17 protein-coding genes are annotated in these 17483 nt (G+C 50.9%); 15 read left to right on the plus strand and 2 right to left on the minus strand.

Going from position 1 to position 17483, the window contains the following annotated elements:
* The 5 genes from BLQ99_RS14990 to BLQ99_RS14110 form a co-directional block, all read left to right on the plus strand.
* Nucleotides 1-481: hypothetical protein (locus tag BLQ99_RS14990; RefSeq protein ID WP_171904700.1), on the plus strand; the 481-nt coding region annotated here is incomplete at its 5' end.
* A 387-nt stretch (nt 482-868) separates the two neighbouring features.
* A complete protein-coding gene (locus tag BLQ99_RS14095) occupies nt 869-1954 on the plus strand; it encodes an HD domain-containing phosphohydrolase (RefSeq protein ID WP_093692071.1) in 1086 nt (361 codons plus the stop codon).
* A gap of 146 nt (nt 1955-2100) precedes the next feature.
* Entirely contained in the window at nt 2101-2982 is an 882-nt protein-coding gene (gene pdxS / locus BLQ99_RS14100; RefSeq protein WP_007290673.1) for a pyridoxal 5'-phosphate synthase lyase subunit PdxS, read from the plus strand.
* A 2-nt stretch (nt 2983-2984) separates the two neighbouring features.
* Entirely contained in the window at nt 2985-3554 is a 570-nt protein-coding gene (pdxT, locus tag BLQ99_RS14105; protein ID WP_093692073.1) for a pyridoxal 5'-phosphate synthase glutaminase subunit PdxT, read from the plus strand.
* A 60-nt stretch (nt 3555-3614) separates the two neighbouring features.
* Nucleotides 3615-4595, plus strand: coding sequence for an asparaginase (locus BLQ99_RS14110; protein WP_093692075.1), 981 nt, complete (start codon nt 3615-3617; stop codon nt 4593-4595).
* Here BLQ99_RS14110 and BLQ99_RS14115 read toward each other — a convergent pair.
* Nucleotides 4577-5902 carry a hexokinase family protein gene (locus BLQ99_RS14115; RefSeq protein ID WP_245690512.1) on the minus strand — a complete coding sequence of 442 codons (1326 nt, stop codon included), beginning with the start codon at nt 5900-5902 and terminating at the stop codon, nt 4577-4579. The genes BLQ99_RS14110 and BLQ99_RS14115 overlap by 19 nt on opposite strands.
* 55 nt (nt 5903-5957) lie before the next feature.
* A complete protein-coding gene (locus tag BLQ99_RS14120) occupies nt 5958-7322 on the minus strand; it encodes an NAD(P)-dependent oxidoreductase (protein ID WP_093692077.1) in 1365 nt (454 codons plus the stop codon).
* Between the two features lie 191 nt (nt 7323-7513).
* Here BLQ99_RS14120 and BLQ99_RS14125 point away from each other — a divergent pair, with 191 nt between their 5' ends.
* The 10 genes from BLQ99_RS14125 (at nt 7514) to cas2 (ending at nt 17271) form a co-directional block, all read left to right on the plus strand.
* Nucleotides 7514-7822: a hypothetical protein gene (locus tag BLQ99_RS14125; protein WP_093692079.1), complete on the plus strand. Its 309-nt coding sequence runs from the start codon at nt 7514-7516 to the stop codon at nt 7820-7822.
* A 2-nt stretch (nt 7823-7824) separates the two neighbouring features.
* Nucleotides 7825-8403 (plus strand): SGNH/GDSL hydrolase family protein, encoded by a 579-nt coding sequence (locus tag BLQ99_RS14130; protein ID WP_093692081.1) that lies wholly within the window; start codon nt 7825-7827, stop codon nt 8401-8403.
* A gap of 295 nt (nt 8404-8698) precedes the next feature.
* Entirely contained in the window at nt 8699-9655 is a 957-nt protein-coding gene (locus BLQ99_RS14135) for a helix-turn-helix transcriptional regulator (protein WP_171904701.1), read from the plus strand.
* An 87-nt stretch (nt 9656-9742) separates the two neighbouring features.
* Nucleotides 9743-11962, plus strand: a complete 2220-nt coding sequence (locus BLQ99_RS14140; protein ID WP_093692085.1) for a CRISPR-associated helicase/endonuclease Cas3 — start codon at nt 9743-9745, stop codon at nt 11960-11962.
* A 38-nt stretch (nt 11963-12000) separates the two neighbouring features.
* Nucleotides 12001-12657: a type I-C CRISPR-associated protein Cas5c gene (gene cas5c, locus BLQ99_RS14145; RefSeq protein WP_281240894.1), complete on the plus strand. Its 657-nt coding sequence runs from the start codon at nt 12001-12003 to the stop codon at nt 12655-12657.
* The gene (gene cas8c, locus BLQ99_RS14150) at nt 12635-14347 is read left to right on the plus strand and encodes a type I-C CRISPR-associated protein Cas8c/Csd1 (protein WP_171904702.1); all 1713 of its coding nucleotides are present in this window, start codon (nt 12635-12637) and stop codon (nt 14345-14347) included. The genes cas5c and cas8c overlap by 23 nt, the downstream gene beginning before the upstream one ends.
* Complete coding sequence (gene cas7c, locus BLQ99_RS14155) at nt 14340-15293, plus strand: type I-C CRISPR-associated protein Cas7/Csd2 (protein ID WP_093692091.1); 954 nt, start codon at nt 14340-14342, stop codon at nt 15291-15293. Before cas8c ends, cas7c begins: the two co-directional genes overlap by 8 nt.
* 2 nt (nt 15294-15295) lie before the next feature.
* The gene (gene cas4 / locus BLQ99_RS14160; RefSeq protein WP_093692093.1) at nt 15296-15934 is read left to right on the plus strand and encodes a CRISPR-associated protein Cas4; all 639 of its coding nucleotides are present in this window, start codon (nt 15296-15298) and stop codon (nt 15932-15934) included.
* Nucleotides 15935-16966 carry a type I-C CRISPR-associated endonuclease Cas1c gene (gene cas1c / locus BLQ99_RS14165; protein WP_093692095.1) on the plus strand — a complete coding sequence of 344 codons (1032 nt, stop codon included), beginning with the start codon at nt 15935-15937 and terminating at the stop codon, nt 16964-16966.
* 26 nt (nt 16967-16992) lie between these two features.
* Nucleotides 16993-17271 carry a CRISPR-associated endonuclease Cas2 gene (cas2, locus tag BLQ99_RS14170; protein ID WP_216093678.1) on the plus strand — a complete coding sequence of 93 codons (279 nt, stop codon included), beginning with the start codon at nt 16993-16995 and terminating at the stop codon, nt 17269-17271.
* Nucleotides 17272-17483 lie beyond the last annotated feature (212 nt).

Raw genomic sequence — 17483 nt, forward strand, 5'->3', positions numbered from 1 at the left:
TTTAAAGGTATCTGCCGGTAAGGTCACAGCCCAAACCAGACGAAAGGGAAATCAAGAAATCCATTATGCCTTGGTTAAATGTGCCAGTGCCCTAATTCAAAAGCACAATGAGCCACTCGGTCAGTGGGGTTACGGCATATATCGTCGCAATTTGAAAGGCGGTTGGAAAAAAGCCTGTTCGGCAGTAGCAAGACGATTAGCCGTGGCAATGTTTTATGTTCACAAACTTGGGGTTGACTTCTCTTACGAAAAATATAAGTTTTATGAGGTACCAAAGGTTGTATTAGTCCCGATTGAGCATATGTCCTTAGGCAGGTTCGAGAAGTATCTAAAGGAGAATGGGTTTTCTAATTCCCAAGATATTGCTGAGGCTTATTATAATGGCCAACTGGCTAACGCCAAAGGTATCGGTAGTCGCTGTTTAGAAGTTGTTCGTACTTGGCTAGACCAGAATAAACTAAATCAGAAAGGCAGTGAGTGAAAATGAATGAAGGTTTAAAAGGGTTGATGATTCGAGGAACAGTAACTGGCAGAACTAGGAGACTTGTTGGAAAGGACAAGACCAATACCGTTGTAACATATCGTATTAACGATGGAAGCAGTGATTATTTTGTTGATGAATGGAACCCTTCCGAATACTATACAGTTGGAGAAATCGTATGTTTACCAGTATACGTCAAGATTTACTCCCATAATTCCATTAACCGTTTGAACTACGTTGTTAAAACAAGCACTGCTAACATGATAGGCGAGGTTTTTTAGGGCTGTTCTTACAGCCCAATTTTTTATTCTGGTCCCATTTTGTTATTCTGGTGCTCTCTTGTGACGTTCCCGGCTATCCGGTGAACACCTCCTACTGGTATGCGGCGTGGCGTACTGTAACTACACTAACCAGCGGCTGAGGCAGGCACAGGAGCAGCTGGGGGCGTGTAGGGAGGCAAATGAAGAAAGCCGGAGAGCACTTAATTTGCTGATAGATAACATTCCCTGCGCGGTCGCTACTATTACCCCTCAGTATATCGTGCAGGATATTAACAACGAATTGGCACGCCTAACCGGCGTAAAGCGGGAAGAGGCATGCGGCAAAAAATGTTATGACGTGTTCGGTTTTGGCGAGATCTGCCCGGGCTGCCCGGTGCGCGGGGCGCAACTTACCGGGACGGTTTGCCGGAACGTTAAGCGGGGAATCAACCGGAAAGACCGGGAGATATGGATCGAACAGACGGCGATTCCCCTGCTGGACAGCGACGACACGGTGCGTCAGGTAGTAGAAATTATCTATGACATTACCGCTAAAGTGCAGCTGGAAGAGCAGAAAAACCGTCTGTTTATCGAGACGGTCACCGCGTTGGCGGAACTGATCGATAAGCGGGACAGCGCTACCGGCAAACATTCGCTACGGGTGCGCGACCTGGCCGTGGCGCTGGGCCGGGAAATGGGGCTGGCCGCCCGGGAACTTGACGAACTTGCGACGGCGGCGATACTGCATGACATCGGCAAGATCGGCATTCCGGAGAATATCCTTAACAAGCCGGGGCGTCTGACCGCGGAAGAATACGAAATAATTAAACGTCACCCCGTAATCGGTTATAATACGCTGAAAAATATCCATTTGCTACAAAATATTGCCCAGCATATTTTGCATCACCATGAACGTTATGACGGCAAAGGCTATCCGGCCGGGCTGCAGGGTGAACAAATTCCGCTGGCCTCCCGCATCATTTGTATTGCTGACGTCTACGAAGCGCTGACTGCCGACCGGGTATACCGGCCCCGCATGGACCTTAAGCAGGCGCTTCGGGTTATGTGGCAGGAAAAGGGGCGGATGTTTGACCCGGTAGCGTTGGACATTTTTTTCCGCATGCTGGCCCAAGAAGACCCGCGCGTCGGCGAAGCGCTACCAGAGATTGTCGGCCAGGCGGCAGCGGGACTTACCGAGGACAAACAGCAATAAATATGGGAACGGGTATTAACCGGCAGTAGGTGAACAGCCGCTTTTTTTTACAACGGCGTCGGCTGTAGCAGGAATAGGCCGCAAGCTGTCGTATTAAAATATTTCATATGTTACTATGATTTTTTGACTACTAGGGGGATTGGGCTATGGAACAAGGTACTTTTCGGGTAAAAGCCGGCCTGGCGGAAATGCTTAAGGGTGGCGTAATAATGGACGTAACAACGCCGGAACAGGCGAAAATTGCCGAGCAGGCAGGCGCTTGCGCCGTTATGGCCCTTGAGCGGGTACCGGCCGATATCCGGGCGGCCGGCGGGGTGGCGCGCATGGCTGACCCGACGGTTATTCTGCGCATCATGGATGCCGTAACCATCCCGGTTATGGCCAAGGCGAGAATCGGCCATTTCGTGGAGGCGCAAATCCTGGAGGCGCTGGGCGTCGACTATATCGATGAGAGTGAAGTGCTCACTCCCGCTGATGATAAGTTCCATATCAACAAGCATCAGTTCAAGGTGCCGTTCGTTTGCGGCGCGAAAAATCTGGGCGAGGCGCTGCGCCGCATCGGTGAAGGGGCGGCCATGATCCGCACCAAAGGCGAGCCGGGTACCGGCAATGTCGTCGAGGCCGTAAAGCATATGCGCCAGGTGATGAGCGAGATTCGCACGCTTGTCAATTTGCCTGATGACGAAGTGCCGGCGTTTGCCAAAAACATCGGCGCGCCGCTTGAACTGGTACTGGAAACGAAGAAGCTGGGCCGGCTGCCGGTCGTTAACTTTGCCGCCGGCGGTATTGCCACTCCGGCCGATGCCGCGCTAATGATGCAGCTTGGCTGCGACGGTATTTTCGTCGGTTCCGGCATCTTTAAATCCGGCGACCCGGTTAAACGCGCCAAAGCGATTGTGGCGGCGACCACCTATTACAATGATCCCCAGGTGCTGGCCGAGGTATCCAAGGATCTGGGCGAGCCCATGGTAGGCATTGAAATCTCCACGATCGCGCCCCATGAGCGCATGCAAGAGCGGGGCTGGTAAGCATGAAAGTCGGCGTACTTGCCCTGCAGGGCGCTTTCCGCGAACACCGCTGGATGCTGGAGCGGTGCGGGGTGGAAGCGGTGGAAATTCGCAAACCCCAAGAGCTTGATGATGTCGCCGGGCTTATCATCCCTGGCGGTGAGAGCACGACGATTGGCAAACTGATGATCGAGTGGGGCCTCATGGATAAAATCAAGGAGCGCTCCGCCAATGGCCTGGCCATCTACGGCACTTGCGCCGGCATGATCCTGTTGGCCAAGGAAATTGTCGGCAGCGACCAGCCCCGGCTGGGCCTTATGGACACCGTAGTGCGGCGTAATGCCTTCGGCCGCCAGCGGGAGAGCTTTGAGGCCGACCTTAACGTGCCGGAATTTGGCGCTGAACCGGTGCGGGCCGTCTTTATCCGCGCGCCTTATATCGAGAGTGCCGGCTCGGCGGTTCAGGTGCTGGCCACCGTCAACGACAAAATTGTTATCGCCCGGCAAGGAAAATTCCTGGCGACGGCTTTCCATCCGGAACTGACGGACGATGACCGCATCCACCAATACTTTATTAAAATGATACAGGAATAAAATTTAAACTCCGGGATTTTTCCCGGAGTTTGTTATATACGGAGTGGGGGGATAAGCTTCATGACGAAAAAAGTAGTAATTGTGGCTACCGGCGGCACGATTGCCATGCGGTATGACCCGGTGAGGGGCGGCGTTTTTCCGGCGGTGACGGGCGCCGAGCTGGTCGAAGCGGTGCCGCCGCTCGCCCAGGTGGGGCCGGTGGAAGTGGTTGAGTTCGCCAACATACCCAGTCCGCACATTACGCCGCAGATCATGTGGCGGTTGGCCAAAGTTATTGACGATCTCTTGGCCCGGGACGACGTAGCCGGGGTGGTGGTGACGCATGGGACCGATACTCTGGAGGAAACGGCTTATTTCCTCGACTTGACCGTGCAGAGCGACAAACCGGTGTGCATGACGGCGGCGATGCGCAATGCGGCCGAAATCAGCCCGGACGGCCCAAAAAACATACTGTGCGCGGTAAAAACGGCTTTTTGCCCCGAGGCGGTTGGCCAAGGCGTATTAGTGGTTGCCAACGAAGAAATCCATGCGGCCAGGGAAGTGACCAAGACCCATGCGGCCAACCCCAAAACGTTCGCGTCGCCGTTCTGGGGGCCCCTGGGCTATGTGGATGAAGACAAGGTCATCTTCCGCCGCCATTCGCTTAAGCGGCAAAAGATTCAGCCGGCCGAACTTGTCGATGATGTCTATCTCATTAAATTGGTAGCCGGCGCCGACGACTTGTTTTTCCGCTGCCTTGTCGACAAAGGAGCCAGCGGTATTGTCGTCGAAGGCTTCGGCCGCGGCAACGTGCCGCCGGCGGTAGTGCCGGGAATTAAGGCCGCACTGGACAAGGGTATCCCGGTCGTGCTGACCACCCGCACCGTTGGCGGCCGGGTCCTGGATGTGTACGGCTATGAGGGAGGAGTAAAACCGTTAAAAGCGATGGGCGTCATCCTGGCCGGCGAGATCAGCGGCCCAAAGGCGCGGATAAAGCTAATGCTGGCCTTGGGCGTGACCCGTGACCGGCAGGCTTTAGCCGGTTATTTTGATGTGCCATAGCCTTCTTCGTTCATCATCGCCGCCGCTACCGCCGCGCCAATTCCTGAGCCGTTTTTGGCCAGCCGCACCCGGATGTGTCCGGCGCCCGCGGGGAGAAGTTCGGCCAGGGCGGCCTGCAGCAGGGCGGCGTAGCCCGGCATTTTTTCATAAAGCGAGCCGTCGATGGCAATGGTGTGGCGCGACTGCCCGGTAGGGTCAAGGCGGAGCAGGACGCCGGCGTAAGTGGCCGCCACCAGCCGGGCGGACCGGGCTGTGACCAAGGCGGCTATTTCTTTCAGGGCGGCGCGCTCAGCCAACGCGGAGGCAAGCCCAAGGCGGCTGGACAGCCAGTGCTCGATTTGCGTCAGGGTGCGGGAGGTGTCGGCCACCAGCAGCGCGACATCCGGCCCGCTCAGAGTATCGGCGCGCTGCCAGACCGGCGCGGCAAAGCAGGGGCTGGCCGCGGCCAGGGACGCCGCTGCCAGCCGCACCAGCTCGCCTAAATACCGTCCGGCCGCCATTTTCTCCAGGCGCTGCTGGCCTGGCTTGTCGCTGGCCGCATCAAGGGCGGCGTCAAAGGGGGTAAGCGGCGGGGCGTCAAAATTGCCGGATTCCATGTTGATGATCATGGGAGCAGGGGCCGCTGGTGGTGCCGGCTCCAGATAGCAAGTGTTGTGGCCGGTACCGCAGATGGAACCGATGTCGGTCCAGGGGTCCTGATAGGCGGCGGTAAGCAGCGTTCCCACCGTGTCATTGATGATGGCGGCCGGCGCCAGGTGGCCAAGACCGCGCCGGGCCAAGGCCGTGCCTAAGAGTTCGCCTACATCCTTCCCCTCGACGCCGGCGGTAGCGATTTCTTTTGTCCAGTGGAGGAGGATTGCGCGGTTGGCTCCGGTCTGGCGGCAGGGGTAGGAAAAAGTGAAGCCCAGGCTGTCAGCGTTGCCTGCCGCGGCCACTGTGGCTACCTGGGCGGCCAAAAAGGCAAAAAGTTCTTCGGCCCAGACCGTCGGCGCCGTGTAATCGTAGCCGGCGGTCGTGTCTTTGAGCGAGGCGGCTAGCATCTGCCGCACCGTCAGAAGCCCGCCGCCGTGAAGCTCCACGAGCAGGGTGCGGACGTTGGTGCCGCCGAAGTCGAGGGCGATGAACCGTCCCTGCTCCATGCCGGTGGGCCGGCCCAGAAAAGAGGGCAGCATTTTGAGGCAGCTGTCCTGGCCGGTCAGGCCGGCATCCATAGCGTCGGCGAACTGGCGGGACAGGCGGGCAAGCTGGCCGGCGGACAGGGCAAACGCGGCGCGTAAGTCCTCAAGGCGTTTGGTTAAACTCGTCACGGCATCCTCCTGCAATTCAGCCCATAAGCGTCGCTGCTTATGGGCTAAACTATAGTTAACATTCTTCCATTAGTTTTTTCGCGTCGACATACATGGCAATGCCGGCCGCCACTTTTTTGGCTTCTTTCATGGCCAGCACCACGGTCGCCGGCTCGTGCACCACGTCGCCGCCGGCAAAAACGCCGCGGCGGGTCGTCATGCCGTAGGGGCGTTCGCGGGTTATGACATAGCCCTGCGGGTTCACTTGGATACCCGTAGTGGTCGAGACAATGCGGGCGGCAGGGCGCTGGCCGACGGCGAGAATGATTTTGTCGGCCGGGAGTAGTTTGGTTTGGCCGATGCCGCGCAGCTCGCCGTTTGCCCGCTCCATCACTTCGCACTCCAGGCCGGTAACACAGGTCTCGCCGACAAAACGGACCGGGCTGGCCAGCCACTCAAACTTAACGCCTTCCGCGCAGGCCGCTTCGTATTCCGATTTTAGTGCGGTCATCTCTGCTTCGGTGCGGCGGTAGACGATGGTGACTTGGCGGGCGCCGACCCGGAGGGCAGTACGGGCCGCGTCTATGGCGACATTGCCGGCGCCGATGACCAGCACCCGGTCGCCGAGATGGATAGGGACTTCTTTGATGTCGACTTTGCCGGCGTTAGCCAGGGATACCATGCTAAGAAAGTAAGTGGCCTGCACCACGCCAGGCAGCTCTTTGCCAGGAAGGTCCAGCGTTTTCGGCAGGGCGGTGCCGGTGCCGATGAAGATAGCATCATAGCCGTCGGCAAACAATTCATCGATGGTAATATCCGGCCCGACCAGGACGTTGGTATTGAAGGTGACGCCCAACCGTTCAATCTTCTTGATTTCGCGGCGGACGACCTCTTTATTGAGACGAAAGTCAGGAATACCGTACATGAGCACGCCGCCCGGTTCCGGCTGAGCTTCGAAGACGGTAACGGTAAAGCCCATTTTGGCCAGGTCGCCGGCGACGGTCAGGCCGGCGGGACCGGACCCGATGACGGCCACCCGGCCTTTGTGTTCATTGCTTTTTTCCGGCGTGCCGATATCCATTTCGGCGGCAAAGTCGGCGATGAAGCGCTCCAGTTTACCGATGCGGATGCCGCAGCCCTTTTTAGCTAAGACGCAGGCAGCTTCGCATTGCTTTTCGTGGGGGCACACCCGGCCGCATACGGCCGGCAGGTTGCTGCGGCGGGCGATGATCGCGCTGGCTTCGCCGATGTTGCCGTTGGCCAGCGCCTGAATAAAGGCCGGGATTTCATTTTCGATGGGACAGCCGGTGCGGCACAGCGGCTTGGGACAGTTCAGGCATCGCTTCGCTTCGGCGATGGCCTCACGCATGCTAAAGCCTTCGTCAATTTCGGCAAAGGTGAGGTGGGGGCGGTCAAAATCGGTTTGTCTATCGATGCGCATCGTGCGTAAACCTCCGTTTGGCATAGTATAAATTTAAAACTTATGTAATATAATAAACTATTTACTCCCATGGGGGCAACAAAGTGAAAATTTTCTCAGTTTACAACCGTTAGGTTTTTGTTAATTTTGTATGTTCCTGCCGCTGGCGAGTTGTTATACTATTGTGTAGATGGAAAACATAGGAGGAAATTATGCCGGAGCAGTGGGAAACGTGTACGATTACTTATGAGACGGTGCGGGAGGTAAAGGGGATTTTTCCCAAGGAATCGGTCCGTTTCGTGGCACAGGCGGCGGGTCCGCGCGGCGAGTACATAGCCGCCAAATCCAAGACCTTTGCCTTAGGAGCGTTTAATTTATACGGCCCCAATGAGAAAAAGAAAGAGCATGCGGCGGCGCTTAAAGCGGTGGTGGAGGAGTTGGTAAAAGATGGATGGGAGCAAGTGCCGGAAAAAGGCCAGCCCTGGTTTAATCTGAAGTTTCGCCGGCAGGTGGAGGGGTAAAGGTGAAGATAACGGCCGTGGCGATTGGCGACTCGATAACTTACGGTTATCCATATCTTCCGCAGTATTCTTGGACAGCCCTGGCCGCGCAGGAATTAGGCATCACCATTTTTAACAAAGGGGTGTGCGGGGAGACAACCGGCGACATGCTGGCCCGGTTTGAACAGGATGTTCTACCCTTCCGGCCGCAGCTGGTTATTGTCATGGGCGGGACGAACGACGCCTTTCTCCACATTCGCCTCCGGGAAGTGGCCGACAACCTGGCCGGCATGGTGGCGGCGGCCCGGGAGGCCGGCATTGTGCCGGTACTGGGACTGCCTGTTCCGTCAAACTACCCTGAGGATGAGGTGCTGCTCGACCGGTACCGGCAGTGGCTGCGGGAATACGCCGTGCAGGAAAAGGTGGCACTCATCGATTTTTATTCTCCCATGCTGGCGCCGGGCGGGGCGGGCCTGCGCGAGGGACTGCATGTCGACGGCGTTCACCCCAACGAAGCAGGGTACCGGGTTATGGCCCGCGCTGCCGTGGACGCGCTTAGGCCGGTGGTGGGCAAAAACAGACAGGTGGATTACACAAGATAAAGATTGGCGCAAAAACCCTTATGGCGTAAGGTCATAGGGGTTTTTTCGCTTTTCTGCTGGCTCAGGCCGGCGGTTCATTCCATTCAGGTTGTTGTATACATTGACATTGAACCAAGTATATAAAATTGGGGTGGTAAGTAATTCGAACTTACACGGAAGTTTGGAATATTTTTGCAGGGGATTTTTGGTACTTCGCGAAACGAGAATTAGACTGGCTATTTTGGTATAAATAGTACACCTAGTAATTAAATGGCATTACAAGCATGTTTTATTGCAAAGTGAGGGAGGGATGGATTTGCCGCGCTCAGAGAAACTTTTGCGGCTACTGAAGATAATATCGCTGATCGAACATCGCCAAGGGGCCACTATCGAAACCTTGGTCGGCGAGTGCGGGGTGTGTCAGCGTACCATTTATCGCGATATCAGAGCCTTAGCCGAAAGCGGTTTGCCGGTGTATTATGACTCAGCCACCCGCCGTTATCGTTTTACCAGACAGGTTTTTCTGCGTCCGCTTACTTTTACAGTAGACGAGGCATCTGCCTTATTACAGTGCCTAGATGGCTTTGATCATCACACCTTTCCCTTGGCCAATGCTCTGCGGTCGGCTCAGGACAAGGTGCTAGCCTGCCTCCCGTCCGAAAGAAAAGAAGAGGTGCGGCGTTTACGCACAGTAATCGATATTCGTTTCGATGCTCCTTATCAGGTTAGTATAGCTACATTTACAACTCTGGAAAAAGCGATCAATGACCAGCGCCGGCTGCATATTGTTTATTATACCAAGACCCGTGACGCAATTACTGAACGAGATGTTGATCCTTATGTCATTGTGTATCGGGATAAAGCGTGGTATCTGATTGCTTATTGTCATTTGCGCCAAGCAGTAAAGCTTTTTCGGGTTGACCGGATTTTAGAACTTAGTGTGCTACCAGCAAGCTTTACCCGGCCGGAGTTTTCGGTGGAAGATTTTTTTGCTGGCAGTTGGCATATCGGACAAGGAGAGCCGCTGACAGTTCTCCTTAAGTTTGCTCCAGCTGCCGCTAAATGGGTGAAAGATGCTGTTTTTCACCCCACGCCTCAACTGAGGGAAGAAAGTAATGGGATGCTTTGGTTTGAAGTAACGGTAAACGGTGATTGGGAAATTACCCGTTGGATTTTGAGCTTTGGACCGGAAGTTGAAGTAGTATCGCCGGGCTGGCTCCGCCAAAAGGTTGCCACTTTATTGCGAGACGCAGTGCAAATTTATGATAAATAAGGGAAAATATGTCTTTGTAGTGACATACAGTTGTCAGCGTTATATGGCACAATAAATTTAGTGAGAGTATTGGAAGGAAGTGACAGATTGATTGCTCATTCGGCAAATGGTTTAGGCAAAGAGCAGTCATTACAAGAACATTTACAAGGTACGGCAATGCTATGTGCAAAATTTTTAGCCCGGCTTGGGTTTGAAAATTGTGGTTATTTGCTTGGTTGTATCCATGACATTGGTAAAGCGAGCACGGCATTTCAACAATATATCAGGCAAATACCTAATACTGCCGCTAAAGGACCTGATCATTCAAGTGCCAGCGCAGTGTGGCTTGTTCCCAAAAATAATCGATTGGCTTCACTAGGACTTGTAACACTTTCCCATCACCGGGGGTTAGTTGCGCTGAGCGACTTCAAACGGCTCATTCAGCAAAAAGGAGCTGACAGCAATATTAAAAATGCGTTGCAACAGTTTGTCTGGGAAAATAAACTATTGCCGCTGTTGCCGTTAGCTTCAAACGAATTGGAACGGTTTGAGCAAAAATACATTAATGATGTGGACAAAGCAATATTGTCAAGTGAGTTATTATTGCGACTGTTGTTTTCTTGCTTGGTGGATGCAGACTATCTTGACACCGAAGCCCATTTTTCGCCCGAAACAGCTAATTTACGTAGGCATTATCATAATAAAATAACTATCACAAGCCTCTGGGAAAAGTTGGAGCAAAATCAGAAAAGAATAGATGAAAATGTTGAACAAACACCCATTAATAGGCTGCGGCAAGAAATTTACACCCAAGCGGTACAGGCGGCAGCCGGAGAGAGGGGAATTTACCGGTTGACGGTTCCAACTGGCGGCGGCAAAACTCGCACCAGTATGGCTTTTGCGTTAAGACATGCATTGTTACATAACCTGGAACGGGTCATAATGGCTGTGCCGTACACGTCGATTATCGAACAAAACGCCGATGTTTACCGTCAGATATTTGGTAAAGAAGCTGTCCTTGAGCATCATAGTTCTTTTGTTCTGGACGGTGATGATGAAGATTCCCAACAGGCAATATATTATCGGCTGGCAGCTGAAAATTGGGATGCGCCGATTATTGTCACCACTACCGTGCAACTGTTTGCCAGCTTGTTTTCAAATAGACCGTCGGCATGCCGGCGGCTGCACAATATAGCCAAAAGTGTCATCATTTTGGACGAAGTTCAATCGTTGCCGCAAAAATATTTGCTGCCTATTCTCAATGTCTTACAAACCTTAGTGGACGACTGGCAGGTCACGGTGGTGTTATGCACGGCTACGCAACCCGCATTGGAGAAAAACAATTGGCTTGATGGGCTGGAGAATGTCCATGACATTATTCCGTCACCGGGGCGTTACTTTGAGATTATGCAGCGCGTTGAATATCATGTTTTAGCGGCACCGCTTACCTGGCAGCAGTTAGCGGAAAAAGTCTGTGAGCATCACCAGGTGTTAGTGGTAGTTAATACCAAAAAGGATGCATTGCAGTTAGTTGACTTATTACGGCATTATGGGAAAAAGGTTTTTCATCTTTCTACTTTACTTTGTGGCGAACATCGGCGGGATGTTTTGGCGAAAGTAAAGGCCGCATTGAAGGCACACCAAGAGTGCATATTGGTTTCCACCCAGGTTATTGAGGCAGGGGTTGATCTTGATTTTCCGGTATTGTATCGGGCGATGGGGCCTTTGGATAGGATTGTACAGGCGGCGGGCCGCTGTAATCGCGAAGGGCGGCTAACGGATGAAACCGGTTGTAACGTTAAAGGGAAAGTGTTTATATTTACGCCGGTTGATGGCCGCTTGCCAGCCGGTGAGTACAGTACAGCTACGCAAATAACGACAGCAATTTTAAATTCGGAAAGTTGCGACCTCAGTGATCCTAGACTCTTTAACCTATATTTCGAGCGACTAAGGTATGACTGTGTGCAGGATGCTGAAGGCATTCAAAATTTACGCAATCAATTTAACTTTCCGGAAGTAGCTAACCGCTTTCATCTAATCGACGATGTCAATAACGTGGCAGTGGCAGTGTGTTACGGACAAGGCACTGAAGTTATTGACCAACTTACCGACAAAATAAAATTTGGGCATCGGCAAATTGTGAGTCGTGAAGACTATCGTAAATTACAACCATATATTGTTAATATTACGCGTAATGATTTGCGAAACTTGAACAACCAGGGCCTTGTTACGCATTGGCTAGAAGGAGTGTGGTTATTTACAGGAAAGTACGATGAAGTAAAAGGGCTTACCCAAGAAGGTTTTTTGCCCGAAGAACTGATTTTTTAAGTGAGGTGAGCAATGTTTTGGAACAAGAGCGAGCTCAAGTGCGGCTTAAGGTATGGGGAGAGTGTGCTTGTTTTACGCGGCCGGAGATGAAGGCCGAGCGGGTGACCTATCCAGTTATGACGCCATCTGCGGCCAGAGGAGTATTGGAAGCAATTTTCTGGAAGCCGGAGTTTTATTGGCAAATAAAGGAAATTCATATTTTGCGGCCTATGCGTTATATGTCAATAATGCGCAATGAATTGGGGCATAAAGCATCAACGCGCTCGGCGCTAAGTCGTGACGGAATTAAACCGATCTATATTGATGATGACCGCCAGCAACGTAATACCCTTATGCTACGGGACGTGGCCTATGGTATTGTCGCCGATATCGTACTGAAAGCGCATGCCCAAGATCCGGTAGCTAAATATCGCGATATCTTCTGGCGGCGCGTTGACAGAGGGCAATGTTTTTATCGCCCTTACCTTGGATGTCGTGAATTTAGCGCATGGTTTTCGCGCTGGGATAAGTCGGAACAGGCGGTCGATATTACCGAAGATATAGGGCCTATGCTGTTTGATCTTGACTATATTTCCCAAGAAGGAACGGCGCGACCAGTATTTTTCCCGGCCCGGCTGGTAAATGGGGTGCTTCATGTGCCGCCACATCTTTATCAAAAAGTGGGGTGGGCCAATGCTGCTGCAAAAACTTCTTGAATTTGAAACTGTCCAGCAAAAGATACCTGCCGGCTATGTTCTTAAATCAATAGACTGGGTTATTGAAATTGACCAGGACGGAAATTTGCTTAATCTTATTAGTCTCAAAAATTCTGGCAAAAAAGATAAAGGGAAAAGCCATCCTTTGCCGGATATCTTGCGGTCAGGGACTACTATTAGGCCGGCTTTATTGGCTGATACCGCCGACTATGTGCTTGGCGGCGAAACAGGTGAAAGGGGTGCCCAAAAACACGAGGAATTTGTCAAGCTTGTACGTGAATGCGCGCAAGCGACCGGTATGGGTCAGGTGCAAGCAGTTGCTGCCTTTTATGAGAAAAAAGCCGGTGGCTGCTTTGACGATATCTTTGCCAATGCCAATATAGACTTAAAGGACAGGCTGGTATTTAGAATGGCGCCTGATGTGTGCTACGTTACCGATTGGCCGATGGTCCAGCAATGGTGGGCAGCCAGGCTGGGCAGCGGCCGTACGGCAGGGAATTTTACCTGTATTGTTTGCGGCCAGCCTTGCCAGCCGGTTGATCGTCATCCGATACAAATAAAAAGTATACCTGGCGGCCAAAGCTCTGGGATGGCAATTGTTTCGGCCAATAGCAATGCTTTTGAATCTTATGGCTTGACAAACTCGCTGATAGCACCTACTTGCCGTGAGTGTGCCGAGCTTTATGCTAAAGGGCTAAATCGTCTTTTGGACAGCGAACAACACAACATAAAAATAATTGTTTATAAAAAAAATGGTGAAAAAAAAGTTGATGGACTGGCGGCAATATTTTGGTCAAAAAGCGGCAAAGGTTTTCCCTTGACCGGCTTTCTCACCGCGCCGAACGAAGACGAGGTTCACAAGTTGTTAACCGGTGTTTGGACTGGCCAGGATAGCACTTTTCTTGATGCAGAACAGTATTACTTTGCCTTTTTGGCAGCCAATAACGCTAGGGTGGTGGTAAAAGATTGGCTAAATGCCACGCTCAAAGATGTGAAAGAACGGCTTTGTGCGTGGTTTGCCGCGCAAAAAATAGTTGGAAGTCAAAACGGAACGGACACTTATTATGGGATATTCCCGTTAGCTGCCGCCTTGTATAGAGATGTAAACGAAGAATTACGGCCTGAAGTTGTCACAACCTTGCTACGTGCGGCGCTGTTTGGCCAGCAATTACCGCCTTCGCTGCTCGCGATGGCAGTCCGGCGTGCCCAAGTGATGCGTAGTGTGACACGGCCGCTGGCCGTATTGATAAAAATATACCTTTTGCAAAAAGGAGTTGGTAACACTATGGAACACAACCTTAGCCGACTGGCGCAGGCAGGGCCTCCGGCTTATTTGTGCGGGCGGCTCTTGGCTGTTTTGGAACGACTGCAGCAGGCGGCGCAGGGCGACATCAATGCCACCATAACCGATCGCTATTTTGGGGCAGCCTCTACCCGCCCGGCGACGGTATTTCCGGTTTTGTTGCAACTTTCCAGGGCTCATTTGGCCAAGCTTCGCCGGGATAGAGCAACTGTCGGCCTGGCGACGTGGTTTGACCGGGAATTAGGCGATATTCTCAGTCAAATGCCGGCAAGCGGTTTTCCTTTGATTTTAAGCCTACAAGAACAGGGATTGTTTGCTCTTGGATATTATCATCAGAAAAACGACGGCAAACCAAGCGCACAGGTAGGAGGGGACAATAATGATTAAGGAAATTATTTGTGATGTTACCAAACGCCATGACTTTATTTTGTTGTTTGATGTAACTGATGGCAATCCGAATGGTGATCCTGATGCCGGCAATATGCCCCGAGTAGACCCCGAAACAATGCAAGGCATTGTGACTGATGTTGCGATTAAACGCAAAGTGCGCAATTTTATAACAGTAGCTTATGGTAACCAACCCGGGCTGGGTATATATGTCCAAGAAAGGGGTATACTGGCTAATCTGCAAAAGCAGGTCTACCAAGAACTGAACCTCGAACCATCGGACAAACCAAACGATGATGCGCGTAAAAAAATGTGTGAAAAATACTATGACGTGCGGATGTTCGGTGCGGTCATGACTACCGGTAAAGTGCAAGAAGAAGCCGACCAAAAAGAAAAAGGGAATAAGGGTAAAAAAGAGTCCAAAAAAGCCTGGAACTGCGGCCAGGTTCGGGGACCGGTGCAGCTTACGTTTGCCCGCTCAATAGATCCTATTTTGCCACTAGATTTGACGATAACAAGAGTAGCATTGACTAATGCCGACGACGTAAAGGGCGGTTCGGAGGAAGACGAAAAGGCTCGTTCTGGGCAAATTGGCCGCAAACAGGTCATTCCTTATGGCCTGTATCGGACATATGGCTTTTTTAATCCGCATTTTGCCCAAGAAACCGGTGTGACGGCAAAAGACCTGGAAATATTCTGGCAAGCGTTGGTTAATATGTGGGATATCGATCGTTCGGCCAGCCGGGGCTATACGGCTTGCCGGGGGTTGTATATATTTACGCATTCGAACGAACTGGGCAATGCGCCGGCCCACAAGCTGTTTGATTGTTTAGTTATTAACCGCAAAACAGAATGCCCTGCTCGGCATATATCAGATTATGAAATTATTTTAAACAAAGACAACCTGGTTTCGGGTGTTACCGTTCATAATTTATTGGAAGTGTAAAAATGGTGCATGAAAACTTGCTGGATGATGACTGGCTAATGTTGTCTGGCATACAGCATTACAGCTATTGTCCGCGCCAATTTGCTATCATTCATATGGAGCAAATATTTGAGGACAATATATTTACAATCAAAGGACATCATATACATGAAAAAGTTGACATAGAAGATGACACCGTCTGTGGTGATGGCGTAGTTGTGGCATCGGCCCTTCCATTGTGGTCGGATAAACTAAGGCTAATTGGGCGGGCTGACCGAGTAGAATTTCGTAATGGCGTGCCTTATCCGGTAGAGTTTAAGTCCGGTTATCGCAAAGAAAAAATACACGATGCACTTCAGTTGTGTGCGCAGGCGATGTGTTTAGAAGAAATGACCGGGATACCAGTTACAGTCGGGGCGATTTACTATTATTCCTCCCGGCGCCGTTTAGAGGTCGTGTTTGATAATAATATGCGGGAGAAAGTAACCGAAATTGTTTTAAAAATGCGGCAACTTTTGAGCAAAGGTACATTGCCTGCGCCTCCAAATGATCAACGCTGCGTTGATTGCAGCCTTATTAGGGTTTGCCTGCCAGAATTGGCTGGGCATGCAGAACGATTTAAAAATTTATTGCAAGAACTTTATGACAGGGGTACTGCTTAAATGAAAAAAATTTTAAATACTCTCTATGCAGTAACGCCTGGTTTGTATTTGAAGCTTGACCATGATACTGTGCGGATTGAAAATGAAAATGGGAAAATAACGCAAATACCGCTTAATGCATTAAAAGGAATTGTTGTGCAAGAAGGGACAGCCATATCACCGGCGCTTGTCTCTTATTGTATAGCTGAAGGGAAAGAAGTTGTCTTTCTTGATAGAAATGGGCAGTTTCAATACCGGGCAGTCGGTCGGGTGAAGGGGAACGTTTTACTGAGGTTAAGCCAGTTTAACTGTTACAAAAATCCAGTTTTGGCGGCTAAGCTTGCCCGCGCTTTTGTTGCGGGGAAAATACAAAATATGCGCTCGCTTTTGCTGCGGGCGGCAAGAGAAACAGAGAATCAAACAGATTGCCATGCGTTAAAGAACGCCAGCAACTTTATTGGCAGTATACTACGAGATCTTAAAAATGAAGATGCCATAAATATTATTCGTGGCATAGAAGGACAAGCTACTTTAGCCTATTTTAACGTATTTACCCATATGGTAAAGGCCGACCGCGAATTCTTCCGTTTTAAAGCCCGTTATCGCCGCCCGCCACGCGATGCGGTAAATGCTTTATTATCCTATATTTATACCCTGTTGGCGGTAGATTGTAATTCGGCTCTTGAAGGAGTTGGATTAGACCCACAAATTGGCTTTTTGCATTCTGTGCGTCCGGGACGGCTATCTTTAGCGTTGGATCTAATGGAAGAATTTCGCAGTGTAATAGGTGACCGAATGGCGGTCGCTATGATTAATCGTCGCCAATTGGATGAAGACGATTTTGAAATGCGTCCGGGTGGCGCCGTGTATCTTAACGACAAAGGACGTAAAAAAGTTATACAGGAATTTCAGAAAAGGAAACAGGAAGAAATTATCCATCCGTTGCTTAAAGAAACGGTGCCGTTTGGTATATTGCCGCATGTTCAGGCTAGGTTACTAGCCAAAGTTATACGGCAAGAATTGCCCGAATATCTGCCATTTTTTATAAAGTGAGTGACAAAAACAGGATGTTTGTGCTGGTGACATATGATGTTTCAACTTTGCAGGATGATAGTCAAAAAAGACTGCGGCGTATCGCCCAAGCCTGCAATGGTTATGGTCAACGTGTGCAGAAATCGGTTTTTGAATGTTCCGTAAGCGATGTGGAACTTGAGGAGTTAATAAATAAGCTATTGAAAATTATGGATAAAGAACAGGACAGTTTGCGTATTTATCGCTTGCGTGAACCTAAAGATAAGTTTATTCGTCATTATGGGGTGCAGACAGTTGTAAATTTAGACGAGCCGCTTATTATATGAGGGTATAACGAGATTTAGCCATTAACCCATCAAGTTTTATCGTAAGCTACTTACCCTTACCTGACAAATAGCGCGAATATAAAGCGCATTCAAAAATGTCGCATGTTCGCGGTTTAGTAAAAATCAGCGCTAGAAAGGAGAGAAGGTTTCATGAAGCAGCAATTTTTCAGGAAAGTGAGGCGATGCGCGGAAAAAGGCTAAAGAAGAGGCTA

It is taken from the genome of Sporolituus thermophilus DSM 23256, from assembly GCF_900102435.1.
Lineage (GTDB): Bacteria > Bacillota > Negativicutes > Sporomusales > Thermosinaceae > Thermosinus > Thermosinus thermophilus.